Origin of the sequence: Actinomyces sp. HMSC08A09 (assembly GCF_001807465.1) — a bacterium.
GTDB classification, from domain to species: domain Bacteria; phylum Actinomycetota; class Actinomycetes; order Actinomycetales; family Actinomycetaceae; genus Actinomyces; species Actinomyces oris.
This window is the reverse complement of the sequence record NZ_KV789094.1, coordinates 31,804-49,177: the sequence shown is the minus strand read 5'-3', so window position 1 is coordinate 49,177 and position 17,374 is coordinate 31,804. Positions and strand designations below refer to the sequence as shown.

Below are 17,374 nucleotides of genomic sequence, written 5' to 3'. Positions count from 1 at the left end.
CATGTCCGCCACCTCCAACCGGGACCGCATCGGCCGGGCCATCGAGATCCTCTCCGGGGCCCTGGAGCCCTGGATCGCCGTCGCCGTCGCCCCGAAGCTGCCCGCCGCCAGCACCTGGACCGACCTCCTCGCCTGGAAGGACGGCAGGCCGGATCGGACCTACGAGCCCTCCGACCCCCAGTGCCAGCTGCGCATCATCACCGAACGCATCGGGAACCTCGGATTCCTCTTCAGCGGGATCCTCTCCCGCGGCGAGCAGAACCTCGCCGGCGAGCTGCGCGAGGTCCGCAACAAATGGGCGCACAACAGCCCCTTCAGCATGGACGACACCTACCGCGCCCTCGACACCGCCGAGCGCCTCCTGCGGGCCATCAACGCCCCCGCCGAGGCCGACCAGGTCCGCGCCATGAAAAGGGACGCGCTGCACTCCACCTTCGACGCCGCCACCAGGCGCGACACCCGGGCGAGCGCCGTCGCCATGCCCGGCCTCGGGGAGAACGGCCTCGCACCCTGGAAGGACGTCGTCCGCCCCCACCCCGACATCGTCTCCGGCAGCTACGGCCAGGCCGAGTACGCTGCCGACCTGCACCAGGTCGCCCACGGGGAGAGCAGCGAGGAGTACGGCGACCCCGCCGGCTTCTTCAAGCGCACCTACCTCACCGAGGGGCTCAAGACCCTCCTGACCATGACCGCCCGGAGACTGTCCGGGGACCCCAACGCCCAGGCCGTCATCAACCTTCAGACCACCTTCGGCGGCGGCAAGACCCACTCCATGCTCGCCGCCTGGCACCTGGCCGGTCCGACCCCCCTCAAGGACCTCACCCAGGACGTCCAGGAGCTGCTCGCCAGCACGGAGATCCCCGACGGGGTCAGGCGCGTCGCCATCGTCGGCAACGAGATCTCCCCCGGGCAGCCCACCACCAAGCCGGACGGAACGGTCGTTCACACCCTGTGGGGCGAGCTCGCCTGGCAGCTCGGCGGCGCCGAGGCCCACGAGCTCATCGCGCAGGCCGACCGCACCGGCACCAACCCCGGTGCCGCCCTGCGCACCCTCATCAGCCGCCACACCCCCGCCCTCATCCTCATCGACGAGTGGGTCGCCTACGCCCGCGGCCTGTACCGGCGCGACGGCCTGACCGGCGGCAGCTTCGACACCCAGTTCACCTTCGCCCAGGAGCTCACCGCCGCGGTCCAGGGCACCCCCGGGGCCCTCCTCCTCGTCTCCATCCCCGCCTCCGACATCCGCCAGGACGGCACCGTCACCCGCGCCTCCGAGCTCGAGATCGGCGGCGACGGCGGCCGCGAGGCCCTCCAGCGGCTCCAGCACGTCGTCGGGCGCGTGGCCCACAACTGGAGTCCCGCCACCTCCGGGGAGAGTTTCGAGATCGTGCGTCGGCGCCTGTTCACCGACCTCGATGCCGATGCCCTCCGCAAGCGCGACGCCACCATCAAGCGGTTCGTCGACTACTACCGGGGGCAGCGCGGCGAGCTGCCCTCCGAGACCTTCCAGCCGGACTACGAGCGGCGGCTGCGCGAGGCCTACCCCATTCACCCCGAGCTGTTCGACCGGCTCTACGGCGACTGGTCCTCCCTGGAGCGGTTCCAGCGCACCCGCGGCGTCCTGCGCCTCATGAGCGCCGTGGTCCACTCCCTGGTCCAGGCCGACGACGACGCCCCCCTCATCATGCCGGGCTCCATCCCCTTCGACGACGACGCCGTCCGCGACGAGATCGCCGGCTACCTCGACGACGCCTGGCGCACTATCATCGAGACCGACATCGACGGCGAGAACGCCACCCCCCTGCGCATCGACCGGGAACGAGAGCTGTTCGGACGACGGGCACTGACCCGGCGCATCGCCCGCACCCTGTTCCTTGGCTCCGCCGCCACCCTCGACACCGCCCACAAGGGCATCGACCGTCAGCGCCTCTTCCTCGGCGTGGCCATGCCCGGGGACACCCTGGGCAACTTCGGCTCCTCCCTGCAGATGCTCACCGACCGAGCCACCTACGTCTACAACCAGGGGACCCGGAGCTGGTACGACCGGCAGCCGTCGATCAACCGGATGGTCGTCGACCGGGCCGCCTCCCTCGACGCCGCCGACGTCGCCCGGGAGGCGGTCGACATGCTCAAGGGAATGGCGGCGGGTGCCCGCGAGTTCGCCCATGTCATCGTCGCCCCGGCATCCACCGGGGACGTCCCCGACAAGCAGGAGACGACACTGGTCATCCTCGGTCCGGACCGCACGGTCGCCGCCAGGAACGGGCGGAGTTCGCAGGTGACCGGGCCCGGCAGGGAGTTCACCGAGGAGCTCCTGCACCATCGCGGCTCCGCGCCCCGCAACCATGTCAACACCGTCATCGCCGTCGCCCCTGACGAGGGGCGGTGGGCCGAGGCCGAGCAGGCGCTGCGCATCCACATGGCGTGGTCGGAGATGGCGAAGGAGGAGTCGATCCGGGACCACGACCTCACGGCCAGCCAGGCCGAGCAGGCACGCCAGAAGAGGCGGGACACTCAGAGCGTCGCCGAGCGCTCCGTGGCGGGTGCGTGGATCTGGGCGCTCCACCCCGTCCAGGACGACGGCGGCCGCCCCTTCAAGATCGAGCCGGTCAAGATCGAGGGGGACGAGCAGCGGATCGCCGTGCGCGCCGGCCTCAGGCTCGGCAAGCAGGACATCGTCCTGACCGACATCACCCCGACGGCCGTGGCCCTTGAGCTCGGGGGCATGAACCTTCGTGCCCGATGGAACGGGGGCAGGATCACCGTCGGCGAGCTGTGGTCCTACTTCACCCGTTACCCCTATATGCCGCGCCTCCGGGACCGGAGGGTGCTGGAGAAGGCCGTCGCCTCCGTCATGGATGACATCGGCTGGGAGAGTGTCGGCTTCGCCCTCGCCGCCGACTACGACACCGAGCGGGGCGACTTCCTCGACCTGCGCCTCCCGCGGGAGGACGAGGCGCCGAGGATCACCGACACGACCCTCCTCGTCGCCCCCGCGCTCGCCCGTGCGCAGCGCCGCCGTGAGGAGGAGGAGCGGAGGACTGCCGCGGCGGCGGAGTCGCGCGAGCCCGGACCCGCCGATGACACGGGCGCCGCTCCCGACGCCACCGCGACCCGATCCGGCTCCCACCGCGGCGGGCGCGCCGTCCCTCTGGCACCCGAGCCGCAGCCCGTCGCCAACTCGAGATTCGAGGGAGTGGCCGAGCTGGACCCTGGGAAGGATATCGCCGCCCAGCTCATGCTGCTGGCCGATGAAGTCATCGCACACCTGAAAGCCGGCGGCGCGGACAGCCTCAACATCGAGGTCGTCATCGACGCGACCCGCTACAACGGATTCGATGCCGACACCGTGCGCACGGTCGCGGAGAACGCCCGCACACTCGGTCTCAAGCCGGGCCGATTCACCGAGGGGTGACCATGGAGGACATCGCCGCGGTCTCCTCCCGGACCGTTCCGCCCGACCCGTCCATCGCGACGCCCTGGGAGCCCATCACGAGCCCCCCACGGCGCTCGCCGACCTCGTCGACAACTCCATCGACGCAGGCGCCTCGCAGGTACGCATCCGCATCCTCACCGATGACGACTACGTCACCGGCATGCTCGTCATCGACGACGGCCACGGCATGGACGAGGCCGGCATTGACGCAGCCATGGCCCTCTCCCGCCGTCGTGACTACGGCGAGACGGACCTGGGCCACTACGGGCTCGGACTGAAGGCCGCCTCCCTGAGCCAGGCCGACACCCTCGATGTCTACGCCCGGGCCATCGGGGGCGTTCCCGTCGGCCGGCGCATCACGAGGGAGGAGCCCACCCTCGTGCAGAGCCTCGACGACGGTCAGGTGGGCGAGGCCCTCGAGGGGCCCCTGGTGCGCATGACCGATGCCGCGCCGCTGAGCGGGACCGTCGTCCGCTGGCGGGGGTTCCGTGCCGCGGTGGTCGCGCCGGACCGGGATGAGCGGCGCTCCTGGCTCAGCCGACTCGTCGAGAGCATCCGCGGTCACCTCGGCCTCGTCTTCCACAGGATCATCGCCCGGGGGGACGTCGAGATCGCCGTCGACGAGTACGACCTCGGCCTGGGACGGGCGGGGTCCGTGAGACGAGTGCGGGCCCTCGATCCGCTTGCCCTGGATGCCTCTGCCGCGCATCCGTACCGACTCGCCGGTGAGGTCGGCGAGGTCCCCTTCGACCTGACCGCCGTCGTCCTCAAGGGCGCCGTGCTCGAGGCCCCGGGGGTCGAGGTCTCGCGGAGGCTCTCCCCGGCCGAGGGCGGTCAGGGACTGTACGTCTACCGCAATGACCGCCTGCTGCAGCTGGGCGGCTGGAACTCCATCATCGACGGCGGTAGGGACTACGCGAACCTGCGCATCTCCCTCGATGTCGGAGACGCGCTGCTCGACGTCGTCCGGATCAACCCGGAGAAGAGCGGCGTCGTCCTGGAACCGGAGATGGGGCGGGCCGTCCACGCCTCCGTGGGGCAGGACATCGGAACCTTCTCAGCGCTCCTCGCCTCCGCCCGCAGTGCGGCCACTGAGGGGCGCCGGAGGGAGCCGCGCCCGATCCGACTGGTCGAGCCGCGCGGAGGCCTCAGCCGGGACGTCTACGACGCCATCCAGGACTCCGTCGAGTTCGCCGACGCCGAACCCATCAGGATCCGGTGGGAGCGCCTGCCGGAGAATGGCCTGGTCGAAGTGGACCACGAGCAGCGCCTGCTCAAGATCAACGAGCGCCACCGGCGAGTGTTCTCCACCAGCAGTGACCCTCAGGACGCCCCGCTGCTCAAGACCCTCGTGTTCCTGCTCTACTCGCGTTTCTTCGAGGGGGCCTACCTGGGTGGGCGGGAGAGGCGTGAGATCAAGGCCTTCGAGAGAATCATCGAGACCGCCCTCGCCGACGAGCTCCGGCGTCGCGGTGCCCAGAAGGAGTAGAGGATGAACGAGCATCCCGATGACCGTAACGCGTTGACCCCGGAGACCCTGGCCGCCTACTTCGACGCCGGGCACCCCGCTGAGCAGCGGCTCGCAGAGGAGCCCCTCTGCGTCCTGGGCATCGACCCGCCTCGCGGGGAGCTGACGCTGCGCACACCGGCGACGGGCTCGGACATCGACGTCTCCGCCTACCGGATGATCCGCACCGACATCGTCGAGGAGCCGGGGGACGAGACCGTCTGGTTCCGCGTCACCGTCGAGGCCAAGGGCATCGAGTACGAGGCCTACTCCCTCCTCCAAGCAGTCACCGACCAGCTCCAGCAGGGCGACGACCTGGAGCGGGCGCTCCACGTGGCGCTCGACGCCTTCCGAGGACTGCTCGCGCGCGCACCGAGGCTGAGCGAGGACCAGGAGATCGGGCTGTTCGGTGAACTGGTGGCCCTCGATCGGCTCATCGACGGAGTCGGGGAGACGAAGGCTCTGGCCGCCTGGCTGGGGCCGCGGGCAGAGGAGCACGACTTCGTTCTCGGCGAGGCCGACGTCGAGGTCAAGACCACCCGCAGTGAGCGACGCATCCACGTCATCCACGGCCTCGGCCAGCTGACCCCCACGCCGGGGCGGCCACTGCATCTCATGTCGGTGCAGGTGACGGGGGCCGGTGCGGCCGGCAACGGGGAGACCCTCCCCGAGCTCATCGAGCGCATTCGCCGGCGGCTGCGGTCCGGGCGCACGGTCTTCGACGACAGACTCACCGATTGCGGATGGGAGGACGCCCAGGCCGACCGGCTCTACACGACGCGCCTCCTGGTCCGCAGTGAACCGCGCTTCTACACCGTCGATGAGGTCTTCCCAGCGATCACCTCCGCAGGACTCTCCCGGATCGTGACCCGCCCCGAGCTGGTCCGCAGTATCGACTACCGGATCGACGTCACCGACCTCGAACCCGAGGGGACCGCACCCGCCGAGTTCGCCGCCGCACCCACGCACGAGGACTGAGACATGAGCATCGACAAGTACGACCAGGCCCTCAAGCAGGCGCTCGACGGCATGAACGTGCCGATGGATCTGCACGGCATCGTCTCGGCGTACCTTCAAGCAGTCGGCGAGGTCATCGCCCGAGAGGAGATCCCCGACCTCATCCTGAGCGCGGAGCGCAACGCCCCGGGAAGAACGAAGTTCCACCTCCGGCTCAGCGAGTGGGATGCGGAGAAGGATGCCGCCTGGACTGACGGGACCGCCGCCCGCACCCCTGAACGGCGGGCGGTCGTCATGAAGCGGCTCGGAGTGAACGACGACGTGGCGTCGCGCATCAACGAGGCCTTCCCGGTCTTCGTCGATCGGACCAAGGCCATCCTCGCCCCCGACTGGACACCCTGGTACGACGAGGAGCGGCGGCGGGCGCACCACTTCTACTGGGACGGCTACCGGTCACTGCTGGAGAAGAGACTGCCGCCTGAAGCAGTGGCGAGCATCGACTCGGCCACCACCGACATCGTCGGACGACTCGCCGACCCCTCGGGGGCTGAGCCCTACCAGTCGAAGGGGCTGGTCGTCGGTCACGTTCAGAGCGGCAAGACCGCCAACTTCACCGGTGTCATCGCCAAGGCCATCGATGCGGGCTACCGGCTCATCATCGTGCTCACCGGAACCGTGGAGATCCTGCGCTCCCAGACCCAGCGCCGACTCGACATGGAGCTCATCGGGAGGGAGAACATCCTCGGGGGAATCAGTGAGGAGGACGAGGACCTCCTGAAGGACGTCGACTACGTGAGCACCGACGACGTCGACTGGAAGGCGGGGCGATTCGTCTCCTACGGTCCCGGATTCACCGAAACGGGTGTTCCGGCCATCCGTCGCCTGACCGGCGCCAAGAACGACTACAAGATGCTCAAGGCCGGTCTTGACGCCCTCGATCCGCGAGCCGGGTATGAGCTCAGCAACCCCGGCCGGCCGATGTGGCACCCGGACAACATCCATCGGACCGACGTGCGCATCGCCGTCGTCAAGAAGAACAAGACCGTGCTCGGCAAACTGGTCAACGATCTGCGACGCATCAAGGCCCGGACGGCCGAGCTCCCCACCCTCATCATCGACGACGAGGCCGATCAGGCCTCGGTCAACACGGTCAAACCGGACAGCGTCGGAACCCGGAAGGAGCGCACCGCGATCAACCGGCTCATCGCTGAGCTCATGGGCAGGCTGAGCCGGGCCCAGTACGTCGGTTACACCGCGACTCCCTTCGCCAATGTCTTCATCTCGCCGGAGGACGCCGAGGACATCTTCCCCCGCGACTTCATCGTGAGCCTGAGCGCCCCGGAGGCGTACCGGGGCGGTCGGGCCTATCACGACTTCGAGGAGCTCACGGATGAGGAGAAGGACGATCCGGCCGTCTCGAACGAGAAGGCCTTCGTCCGCAGTCTGCGCGGTGATGACGACACTGATCCGCAGGGTGTGGAGAAGGAGCTGCGCGAGGCCCTGAACGCCTTCGTGCTCACCGGGGCGATCAAGCTGTGGAGGGCGACGAGAAGACCCTCGCTGGAGGGTGCCTTCCGCCACCACACGATGCTGGTGCACGAGTCCGTCAAGCAGACGGAGCACGCCGAGCTCGGGGATCGGATCCGTCGCCTGTGGCAGCAGGCGGGATACGGGTCCCCCGCCTCGAATGATGCGCTGCGCAAGCTCTTCGATGAGGACTTCGCCGTCGTCTCCGCCGCCCGGCAGTGGGAGGACGACCTACCCCTTCCGGAATCCTTCGAGGACGTGGCTCCATTCATCGGTGAGGTGCTCGACCTCGTCATGGCCGGTGGCACTGACCCGGTCGTCATCGTCAATGGTGACAAGGACCAGCAGTACAACCAGGTCGACTTCCAAAGGGATCGGGTCTGGCGAATCCTCGTCGGCGGCACGAAGCTCAGTCGGGGGTTCACCCTCGAGGGGCTGACCATCACTTATTTCAAGCGCAGGTCGACTCAGGGGGACGCCCTCATGCAGATGGGGCGGTGGTTCGGCTACAGGCGTGGATACCCTGATCTGGTGAGGCTGTACATGGCCAGAAGTGTCAAGGGGGCCGGCAAGACGACCTATGACCTCTACGAGGCCTTCGGGGCGATCATGCGGGATGAGGAGCAGTTCCGCGAGCAGCTCGAGACCTTCGCCGGGCTCGGCGAGGACGGGCGTCCGCTCCTCCGTCCCATCGAGGTTCCGCCGCTCGTCTTCCAGCAGCTGCCGTGGTTGCTCCCCACGAGCCGGAACAAGATGTACAACGCCAAGCTCGATTTCAAGGGGATCGGTGGCGAGCTTCACGATTTCCCGCGGCAGCCCGAGCGGGGACGCGGAGAAACGAACGCGAAGCACTTCGCACTCGTCCGGCCGTGGTTCGAGCACGACCTGTTCGGACCGATCGAGTCCTTCGAGTACTGGGACCGGAAGACCGAGCGCATAGGGGAGTTCGACGGGCGGGTCGCCGTCGTCACCGCCGAGGAGATGCTCACGGTTCTGGAGGGCTTCTCATGGATGGAGCAGTTCGACTTCGAACCCACCCTGGAGATGATCCGCCGTGCCATGGCCGGTGGGAAGCTGAAGGACTGGGCTGTTCTCCTCCCCATGCTCAAGGGGACGCCGGAGAAGACGGTCGACGGGCTTCGGATCCCGATGCTCAAGCGGACCCGCCGCGGTGGCACCCGTGGAGGATTCTCCGGAAGCTCCTTCCGACAGCGTGACGCCATCGAGACCATCGCTGGAAAGCCCCGCTCGAAGGACAGGATCGCGGGAGAGCACGACGCCGCCATCGCCTATCGGACGAGTACCCGTGGCGCCATGCTCCTCACCTTCGCCGCCGACCCGAAGAACGGTGCCGAGAGGACCCCGAGCCGTATGCCCGAGACGATGACCGTGGCGGACACCGCCACGCTCTTCTCCCTGGCGCTTCCCTATGCGGCCGCCCCCAGCGGGAGTATCGCCTTCAGTGTCAGACGCAGGGATCGGAGCAATGACCCCGTCGTCGACACCGACTGAGCCGGAGAGGTCGCAGCCGCGGCGACCGGGACGGGCCGAGGCCCCGTCCTGGGCGTCGACGCCGGGCGTGGCCAGGTCCATGCGTGCCAACATGCACCGGGACACCAAGCCCGAGCTCGCGATCCGGCGACTGCTGCATGCTAGGGGCCTGCGCTACCGCGTGGACATGGCGCCCTGGAGCAACAGGCGCCGGCGGGCGGACATCGTGTTCACCCGCCGGCGCCTGGCCGTATTCATCGACGGCTGCTTCTGGCACGGGTGCCCCGAGCACGCGACGGTGCCGGTGACGAACGCCGACTACTGGCGCCCGAAGCTCGCGAGGAACATCGAACGGGACCGGGAGACCACCGCGATGGCCGAGGCGGAGGGGTGGACGGTGCTGCGGATCTGGGAGCACGTCCCTCCCGAGGAGGCCGTGCGACTCATCGTCCGGGCCCTCGACGAGGGCGAAGAGCCCAACGGGCACGTGTGAGCCGCCGCCCCTCAGGCCATTGGGTCCCAGCTGGGCAGCATGATGGGCTCGGTCTCCAGGGCGGCGCGGACCTCCTCGGGCAGACGGCTTGCGCGCACGACGACCTCGAAGACGTACTCGTCGAACCAGGAATCGCTCATCGTGTGGAAGCCCTTGTCCCCGAACTTGTCGCCCCAGGAGTTCCCCACCCGCCAGCGCCGCGGAGCGCCGTCGACCAGGTCGACGCCGGTCAGGCACATGGCGTGGGTGAGCGCCGACTCGCGCGCCACCAGCCGCTCGGCCTTCGTCATCGACAGGTCCACCCCGTACAGGCCCTCGTAGTCATGCAGGGCGGCGTCCCAGATCCCGGCCTTCTTGTCCCGCTGCTTGGCGACGTCGCAGGCGAACCACACCGGCTCGCCGTCCTGGATCGCGGCGATCGCGGCGGCCTTGAGCACCTCGAGCTCGGCGGTGACGTGATCCTGGACCGGTTCGCCCACCATGACGTCGCTGCGGCCCATGCCGTAGCGCGTGTTGACCGCGATCTCCGGGCGCGGGTCGTGGGCCACGACCACGAACTCCTCCACCCCGGTGACATAGCGCTGCGCGAACTGTCGCGGCGTGAGCGTCCCGACCCGGTGGAATTCCTTGTTCTTATCGCGGTACTGCCACACGAACTCCTCGGGCGGGGTCCCCAGGTGGATGCACAGCATCCGGTGAACCTGCTCCAGGGCCGTGAGCCGCAGCGGCTCAGGGTCGACGCCGTCGGCCACCGCGGCCCGCAGACGCAGGGCCGTGCGCCGCAGCAGCGTGGCCAGGTGCTCGTTCATCGCCTCAGAGTTACCGGCCGAGACCGTGTCCGGCATGGCGTAGGCCGGGACGATCCCGTACTTGGCCACCAAACGCGCGAACTCCGGCCACCAGCCGCCGTCGGGAATGGGGGAGTACAGGGAGTCGACGACCTCGCGGTCATCCAGGGGGCGGTCCGCCTCGGCGATGACGCGCGTGAGGAAGGCGTTGGCCTTCTCCAGCTTGTCGTAGAAGAAGGGGAAGGCCTGGCTCAGCTCCAGGGAGTCGAGCTCGAGCTCCTTGAGCATGGAGGCGCGCAGCACGTTGAGGCCGGCGAAGGCCCAGCAGCGTCCCGACTGCTTCTGGTCGGTGATCGAGGCGTCCGGGACAAGGTCAGACACGGAGGTGTCGATGGCGGTCACCGTGGTCCGGTCCAGGGAGACCTGCTCCACGTCCGTGGTGGCGACGGCGTTGCCGGCCAGGCGGGCGGCGGGGTCGGCGAGGAAGGCGGCATTGCGCTGGGCGACCCAGGAGGTGTCGATTGTCATGAGGCAGAGGATAGATCGGGCGGAGCGCTCGCGTCCCCGCCGGGCCGCCGGGCGCCGTCACCGAACCGCCTGCCGGGTGACCCGGCATCGGTAGGATCCAGTCATGACTCAGCCCCGCCAGCAGCACTCCGATCAGCAGTCCGACGCCGCTCACTCCGCCTCCCGCTGGGAGGAGCGTTACGCCTCGGTCGAGCAGCTCTGGTCGGGGCGCCCCAACGACTGGCTGACGGAGCTCGCCACCGACTGGAGCCCCGGGACCGCCCTGGAGATCGGCTGCGGCGAGGGCGCCGACGTCCTGTGGCTGGCCGAGCGCGGCTGGCAGGTGGTCGGGCTGGATCTGTCCGCCACCGCCATCGGGCGCCTGACCGGGCAGGCCGAGCGGCTCGGGGTCGCCTCGCGCGTGACCGGCCGCGTGCACGACGCCGGAGACGGCCTGCCGGCCGGACCCTTCGACCTGGTGACGAGCTTCTACGTCCACGGCGGGCACGAGCCGGGCTCCCTGGACCTCATGGCCCTCCTATCCGACGCCGCCGCCCGCGTCGCCCCTGGCGGGCACCTGCTCACCGCGGTGCACGCCGTCAACCCGCCCTGGCACACCCACCACGCCCGCACCTACACGGCCGCCGAGCTCCTCGAGGGCCTGGCCGAGGCGACGGCCGGCTGGGAGGTCGTCGTCGGCGAGGAGCGGGACCGGCAGGTCACGGGGCCCGACGGCCAGGAGAGGCACCGGGCCGATGCCGTCGTGTGCCTGCGCAGGCCGCCGGCCTCGGTTTGATGGACAAGCCGTGGGAACGGCCCTGAAGAAGTGCCGGAATATTCTGGGTGATCGCCGGAATGTGGTGCACACTACGTAGAAATGGCGGAATGGCGCCTATTTCTCAGCGTGTTCATAGGGGAATTCGGGGGGTCCGCTCAGGATCGGTGGGTTACATAGTTACTGCCGCCGGACGGAACCGGTCACGAGGGTTGGGGAGCCCGATGACTGGCAGGTCTCCGAGTCTGGAACGGGTCTTAGGGAGCCCGGACCGGACGTTCTGGTGAAGGAGGTCCTGCCTCCCCGGCCTTATGGGAAGCCGGGTAGCAGGAGGACCTCGCGAGGCTTGGGCCCGCGGTTCGGGAGACCGGACCGCGGGCCGAGTCCTTTATTGAGGAGGCGAGTCTGAGGCCTGGCTGCTGTCAGCTCGTCGAGCCTTTTCCCGGTACGTGGCACGAGGACGTGCGGTTCACCGGGGGCCACAGGCGCCGGAGTGCAGGTCTGATCCACAGGGCTGAAAGCGTGCGCTGCGGCCGCTTTCGGGGCGCCCTACCGTCGAGTCATGTCATTCTCACTGTCACGCTCCAGGGCGGACTACGACGCCGCCGTTACTCAGTTCCCCACGTCAGTCCCCGCCAGCTGGGTGGGGGCGGACTCCGCCGCCTGCCAGACGATGCTCACGAATGTCTCCGGTCTCCTGACTGCGCTGGCGACGCGCTATGACACGGCCTCGTCCAAGGTTGGTGTCATCGAGCTACGCAACTCACCGGATGGAAGCTCGTCATGAGCCCGGTTGCCATGGACGGGGACAGTCCGTACCCCGTCTGGAAGCAGGATCCCCACGCGACGAAATCACCGGCCTCTTCATCGGCGCCCCCGAAGCCCACGGCTTCTCCCGCCTCGACCGCCCCACAAGATAGCGGCCACACCTGGACCATGTGGGGTGTGGGCCCCGCCGTGGTGGTGGGGGGCGGCTCCGTCTCCGTGAACACGACTGACCTCGACTCACTGGCCAGCAGCCTCACCTCGGCGGCAGGCACTCTGGATGACGCGCGAACCCTTATTGCCAACGTGGTCACTGAAGTGAATGAGGCGCCGGCTCCGCCGGTATCCCCACCCAGCGTCCCATACCCGATCCTGGGTGGATTCGATCTGGAGAAGTCGGTCGCTCTTCAGGCCCTGGATGCGTTGAGCATGGGGCCGGGTTCGCTCCAGGACGTCGCCGACACCATGCGCGGCCTCGCCTCCGACGTCACCGCCTGCTCCCAGGCCCACACCCTGGCCGATGGGAAAGCCACTCCCGTCAATGGTCTGGTGGGCCCCGTGGACGTGCGGGCCTTCGACTCCGGTCTCCTCAAGATGGCGCTGGGGTCCGTCGCAATCGCCTCTCAGTTCCCCACGATCGCAACTCTGCTGGCGTCCTCACCGGCGACGAGCTGGCTGCTCTATGAGCTGGTGAAGGACAACGAGGACGGGCAGGCCGCCGTCGAGGCCCTCCAGCTCCTGCTCAATGACCCGACCACCGAGCAGTGGGTCAAGGAGGACCTCGTCAGGATCGTCCTGCTGACGCGCTGGCTCAAGAACGCCAAGACCGGGCGGGAGGCCGCCACGGTCCAGACCTACCTCCAGCAGGTCTCCCAGCGCCTCGACCCCTGGGCGACGCACCGCCTGCCCGGGCAGGTCTCCGTCGGGACGCAGACCGTCGACACCACGAGCCTGACGCCCATGCAGCGCGTCGCCATGGTCCTGGGTGCGAACGCCGCCGCGATAGGGGCGGGGGTCTACGGGACCCAGAGCGGCGTCACGGTCACCCCCGTCGGCGGCAACGGGGCCACCGTGCTCCCGCCCGCGGCCAAGGATCCCTTCGGGCTCGCCAGTGCCGTGAATCCCGGTATGACCGGCAAGGGCAAGGAGGCCAAGTCTCCGCAGAGCATCTCCGAGACCATCACCCACTGCCAGGAGGTGCAGTCCTCGAAGAACTCCCTGGGGCAGGGCTACGAGGAGGCCGGGGTCATCTCCATCCAGCGGGTCGAGCACGCCGACGGGCGAGTCTCCTGGGTCGTCTACGTTCCCGGCACCACCGACTGGACCGTCGGCGACGGCGAACCGCAGGACCTGCTCACCAACCTCGAGGCCGTGGGCGGCACGCCCACGGACATGGAAAGCGGCGTCGTCACCGCCATGCGCCAGGCCGGCATCCAGCCAGGTGAGGAGGTCGCCCTCTACGGCCACTCCCAGGGCGGAATCACGGTCTCCAACATTGCCGCCGACCCCGCCATCCAGGAGCGTTACAACATCACCACGGTCCTCACCGCCGGCTCCCCCACCGCGGGAGCCGACATCCCCGACGACGTCCACGCCCTCCACCTGGAGAACACCGGCGACGCCGTCCCGGGGCTCGATGCCGCCCCCACACCCACCGGCCCCCACCGGCAGGTCGCCATGCTCGACACCCACCAGATGAGCACGAACGGCTACCCCCACTCCTCCAGTGTCTACGCCCAGGCCACCGAAGGGCTGGAGGACAAGGCTCCCGAGCTGGCCGAATGGAACAAGTCCTTCTCACACGCCTCGGGCGCCGGCGAGCAGGGGACGACCACCACCGAGTACACCTTCGCGATCCAGCGCAACACCGACCCCAACGGGATCTACAAGGGCGGCACCACCTACCAGGGCAAAGTGCCCTCGGCACAACCCTCCTACCCCCGGCCCACCCCGAGCCCGCAGACGACGGGCGAGCACTAGGAGCATGAGGTCATGACGGTGGTGACGTGTGCTGGCATGCGGGTGCCGACCTGCTCCGGGAGGCAGAGGTCGACGCCGGATGATGCTGGGCGATGCCGGGTGACGTCGGGAGGAGCCGGCCGGTATCAGCGGCGCCGTCCGGCGCACCTCCGGCGTCGTCGGCCTCAGTCCTCGCGGCGCACGAGCATCGCGGCGATGATCGAGGAGATCACCGAGACGATGATCGAGCCGACCACCGCCGAGCCGAAGGAGGCCACCTCCAGCCCCAGCGGCACCGACCCGCCGGCTCCCAGTGCCGCAATGTGGTCGGTGAGCCAGCCCGTCAGCGAGAGCATCGCGCCGTTGACCACCAGGGCGAACAGCCCGAAGGTGATGATGTAGAGCGGAAAGGTCAGGAACTTCGCCACCGGCTTGATGAGCGAGTTCACCAGCGCTAGCACCAGGCCCAGGACCAGCAGGTTCAGCCACATCGGGCCGGCCCCCGACCCCTCGGGCACACTCAGTCCGGACAGCAGGCGCGTGGCCAGCCACAGGCCGGCCGCATTTCCGACAGTTCGTGCCACGATCTCCATGGGGCCATTGTGCCGGGGCAACCTGTACCGGTGCCAAGATGGAGGTATGACTCCTGCAGCGACCCCAGTGCCCGGCGGACCCAAGCCGGCGACCCCCGCCCACGGCTCGGAGGACGACGACCCCTCGACGACGGTGCGCATCCGCCCCGACGTCGCCGCCCTGCCCGCCTACGTGCCCGGGGCCCGCCCCGACGACGCCGCGGCGCAGATCGCCAAGCTCTCCTCCAACGAGCTGCCCTACCCGCCGCAGGACGCGGTCATCGAGGCCATCACCCGGGCCGCCACCGGAGTCAACCGCTACCCGGAGATGACCGGGGAGAGCCTCACGCAGGCCCTCGCCCGACGCTGGGGCGTGGAGGCCGAGCAGGTCGTCGTCGGCAACGGCTCGGTCGCCCTCATCCAGCACCTGCTCGACGCCGTCTGCGAACCCGGCGACGAGGTCGTCATCCCCTGGCGATCCTTCGAGGCCTACCCGATCTGCGTGGCCGTCGCCGGCGCCCGGGCCGTACGCGTCCCGCTGACCCCCGACGCCCGCCACGACGTGCCCGCCATGCTGGCGGCCATCACCGCCCGCACCCGTGTGGTCATGGCCTGCACCCCCAACAACCCCACCGGGACAATCCTGACCGCCGAGGAACTGGCCGAGCTCGTGGCCGGGGTGCCGCGCGACGTCGTCGTCCTCATCGACGAGGCGTACCTCGACTTCGTCACCGACCCGCGGGCCGGTGATGCCCTCACCCTCCTGGCCGGGGCCCCCAACCTCGTGGTCTCACGGACCTTCTCCAAGGCCCACGCCCTGGCCGGGATGCGCGTGGGCTACCTCGTGTGCGAGCCGGGCCTGGCCGCCGCCATCCGCTCGGTGGCCACGCCCTTCGGGGTCAACCTGCCCGCGCAGGCCGCCGCCACCGCGGCCCTGGGCCAGGGCGAGCTGGCCCGAACCGCCGAGCGCTCGGCCGCCGTCGCCGCCGAGCGGGACCGGGTCGTGGAGGCACTGCGCACCCAGGGCTGGCAGGTCCCCGAGGCTCAGGGCAACTTCTTCTGGCTCGGCGTGGACGAGCAGACGACGGCGCTGGCCGAGCACTTCCGCGGCGCCGGCATCCTCGTGCGGCCCTTCGCCGGTGAGGGCGTGCGGATCTCGGTGGGGACGACGTCGGACAACGAGAGGGTCCTGGCCGCCGCAGCCGCCTGGCGCGCCGAGCACTGAGGCCCGCCGGAGCGGGTGCCGCCGGACAGGGCGCGGCGGGCTACGGCGTCGTCGTAGGCCTGGTCACACGGAGATGGTCACCAGGAAGGCCACGCACATGACGACCTCGACGATGCCCATCGTCCCCGGGCGCAGCGGGCGGTGGCGGGTGCGCACCAGCTGCCACTGCCACAGCGGCATGACCAGCGACCGCACCGTCAGCACCACCCACAGGACGGCGTGCCCCCACGGCAGCATGCCCGACGACGCCAGCCACCACGTCACCACCGCCACCACCGCGTGCGCCGCCACCGTGCCGGCCAGCAGCGTGTAGTTGAAGCGCTCGCGGATCATCGACTTGATGTAGGGGACCGTCCCGCCGAAGTAGGCGGCTGTCAGCGCCGTGACCAGCCACATCCAGGGCCAGCCCGTCAGGGCGCCGCTGGGGGAGGCCCCCGGAAGGGGGGAACTCGGTGTCCCCAGGCCCAGGAAGCCGCCGTCGCCGCGCACCGCCAGGCTGTAGGTGACGGCCGCCATGAGGGAGGCGGCCGTCGTCGTCGACAGCCCCGAGAGCAGGGAGCGCTCGTGACCGCGCCACACCTGGTGCAACGCGATGGCGAACAGTGGTGCCAGAGGTACCGCCCACTGGATGAGGTAGGGCGCCACCAGCAAAGTGATGAGGGCCAGGGAGGCCGTCCAGCCGGTGTAGACCAGGAGCGGCAGCATGATGAGGGCGCGCTTGCGGGCCGAGCGGGTGCGCAGCCACTGCGACCAGGACCAGTAGGTGAGGTAGCCGCCCCACCAGGCGGGAAGGAACAGGAGGTTCACCCAGCTGAAGCCGCCCACGATCCAGCCGACGATCGGTGGTAGCACCAGCATCGACCAGGCCCCGTGCTGGTTGGGCACCCAAGCCTTGCGACCGGGCTGGCGGCGGATCTGCTCCTGGGTGGGCGGCTTGGGGTGCTCGGCCTGCCGGGGCTTGCCGGTGGCCAGCATGATGTCGTCCTGCGGGCCGGGGCGGGACTGCTGAGAGGGGGCGCGGCGCGGCGCGGTGACGTCCGATGGTGCGGAGGTGGTTCCCGGCGGCGTCAGGGCCTGGTCAGCTGACGCGGCCGCGGGGCTCGTCGGGGAGCCGGCAGGCGCGGAGGACGCGGAAGGCACGGGGGAGTCCGCCGATCCGGCGGCCGGCGTCGGGCGCGGGGGATCGGTGTGCGCGGAGGGGTGCTCGACGTGGTGCTTGGACGGCCTCGACGGGCGTGACTGGCTCACGCCCTCACCCTAATCGCTTGCCCCCAGCGCTGGCTGGGGACGTTCTCTTCCAGCCGGGGACACTTTCTTCCAGCCGGGGACATCCTGCGCGTGTGGGGACCGTATTCCTGTCCCCGACGGCGTC

At 69.6% G+C, this 17,374-nt stretch carries 13 protein-coding genes; 9 read left to right on the top strand and 4 right to left on the bottom strand.

Annotated features, from left to right (window positions below; genetic code table 11):
- The first annotated feature begins 1 nt into the window (after position 1).
- Complete coding sequence (locus HMPREF3165_RS03500; RefSeq protein ID WP_070510861.1) at positions 2 to 3,415, top strand: DUF499 domain-containing protein; 3,414 nt, start codon at positions 2 to 4, stop codon at positions 3,413 to 3,415.
- Here HMPREF3165_RS03500 and HMPREF3165_RS13660 read toward each other — a convergent pair.
- The gene (locus HMPREF3165_RS13660; RefSeq protein ID WP_256274905.1) at positions 3,402 to 3,620 is read right to left on the bottom strand and encodes a hypothetical protein; all 219 of its coding nucleotides are present in this window, start codon (positions 3,618 to 3,620) and stop codon (positions 3,402 to 3,404) included. The two genes, HMPREF3165_RS03500 and HMPREF3165_RS13660, sit on opposite strands and share 14 nt — an antisense overlap.
- Here HMPREF3165_RS13660 and HMPREF3165_RS03495 point away from each other — a divergent pair.
- From HMPREF3165_RS03495 to HMPREF3165_RS03480, 4 genes are all read left to right on the top strand, one after another.
- On the top strand, positions 3,534 to 4,925 hold the full coding sequence (locus tag HMPREF3165_RS03495; protein WP_256274903.1) for an ATP-binding protein: 1,392 nt from the start codon (positions 3,534 to 3,536) through the stop codon (positions 4,923 to 4,925). The genes HMPREF3165_RS13660 and HMPREF3165_RS03495 overlap by 87 nt on opposite strands.
- A gap of 3 nt (positions 4,926 to 4,928) precedes the next feature.
- Positions 4,929 to 5,921 carry a PD-(D/E)XK motif protein gene (locus tag HMPREF3165_RS03490; RefSeq protein ID WP_070510859.1) on the top strand — a complete coding sequence of 331 codons (993 nt, stop codon included), beginning with the start codon at positions 4,929 to 4,931 and terminating at the stop codon, positions 5,919 to 5,921.
- 3 nt (positions 5,922 to 5,924) lie between these two features.
- Positions 5,925 to 8,939 carry a Z1 domain-containing protein gene (locus HMPREF3165_RS03485; RefSeq protein WP_070510857.1) on the top strand — a complete coding sequence of 1,005 codons (3,015 nt, stop codon included), beginning with the start codon at positions 5,925 to 5,927 and terminating at the stop codon, positions 8,937 to 8,939.
- 79 nt (positions 8,940 to 9,018) lie between these two features.
- On the top strand, positions 9,019 to 9,411 hold the full coding sequence (locus HMPREF3165_RS03480) for a very short patch repair endonuclease (protein WP_070510856.1): 393 nt from the start codon (positions 9,019 to 9,021) through the stop codon (positions 9,409 to 9,411).
- Positions 9,412 to 9,422: 11 nt separating this feature from the next.
- Here the strand turns inward: HMPREF3165_RS03480 and HMPREF3165_RS03475 are convergent, their stop codons facing one another.
- Positions 9,423 to 10,727, bottom strand: a complete 1,305-nt coding sequence (locus HMPREF3165_RS03475) for a C1 family peptidase (protein ID WP_070510854.1) — start codon at positions 10,725 to 10,727, stop codon at positions 9,423 to 9,425.
- 103 nt (positions 10,728 to 10,830) lie between these two features.
- On the opposite strand from HMPREF3165_RS03475, the gene HMPREF3165_RS03470 reads away from it, so the two are divergent.
- The 3 genes from HMPREF3165_RS03470 to HMPREF3165_RS03465 all read left to right on the top strand — a co-directional run bounded on the left by HMPREF3165_RS03470 (position 10,831) and on the right by HMPREF3165_RS03465 (position 14,226).
- The gene (locus tag HMPREF3165_RS03470) at positions 10,831 to 11,502 is read left to right on the top strand and encodes a class I SAM-dependent methyltransferase (RefSeq protein ID WP_070510852.1); all 672 of its coding nucleotides are present in this window, start codon (positions 10,831 to 10,833) and stop codon (positions 11,500 to 11,502) included.
- A gap of 541 nt (positions 11,503 to 12,043) precedes the next feature.
- Positions 12,044 to 12,268, top strand: coding sequence for a hypothetical protein (locus HMPREF3165_RS12700; protein WP_060956990.1), 225 nt, complete (start codon positions 12,044 to 12,046; stop codon positions 12,266 to 12,268).
- Positions 12,269 to 12,417: 149 nt separating this feature from the next.
- Complete coding sequence (locus HMPREF3165_RS03465; RefSeq protein WP_070510851.1) at positions 12,418 to 14,226, top strand: hypothetical protein; 1,809 nt, start codon at positions 12,418 to 12,420, stop codon at positions 14,224 to 14,226.
- Between the two features lie 164 nt (positions 14,227 to 14,390).
- Here HMPREF3165_RS03465 and HMPREF3165_RS03460 read toward each other — a convergent pair whose 3' ends face one another.
- On the bottom strand, positions 14,391 to 14,798 hold the full coding sequence (locus tag HMPREF3165_RS03460) for a phage holin family protein (RefSeq protein ID WP_070510849.1): 408 nt from the start codon (positions 14,796 to 14,798) through the stop codon (positions 14,391 to 14,393).
- A 46-nt stretch (positions 14,799 to 14,844) separates the two neighbouring features.
- Here HMPREF3165_RS03460 and hisC point away from each other — a divergent pair, with 46 nt between their 5' ends.
- On the top strand, positions 14,845 to 16,002 hold the full coding sequence (gene hisC / locus HMPREF3165_RS03455) for a histidinol-phosphate transaminase (RefSeq protein WP_070510847.1): 1,158 nt from the start codon (positions 14,845 to 14,847) through the stop codon (positions 16,000 to 16,002).
- Positions 16,003 to 16,065: 63 nt separating this feature from the next.
- Here hisC and HMPREF3165_RS03450 read toward each other — a convergent pair whose 3' ends face one another.
- Positions 16,066 to 17,250: a YwiC-like family protein gene (locus HMPREF3165_RS03450; protein WP_176746989.1), complete on the bottom strand. Its 1,185-nt coding sequence runs from the start codon at positions 17,248 to 17,250 to the stop codon at positions 16,066 to 16,068.
- Positions 17,251 to 17,374: the final 124 nt, after the last annotated feature.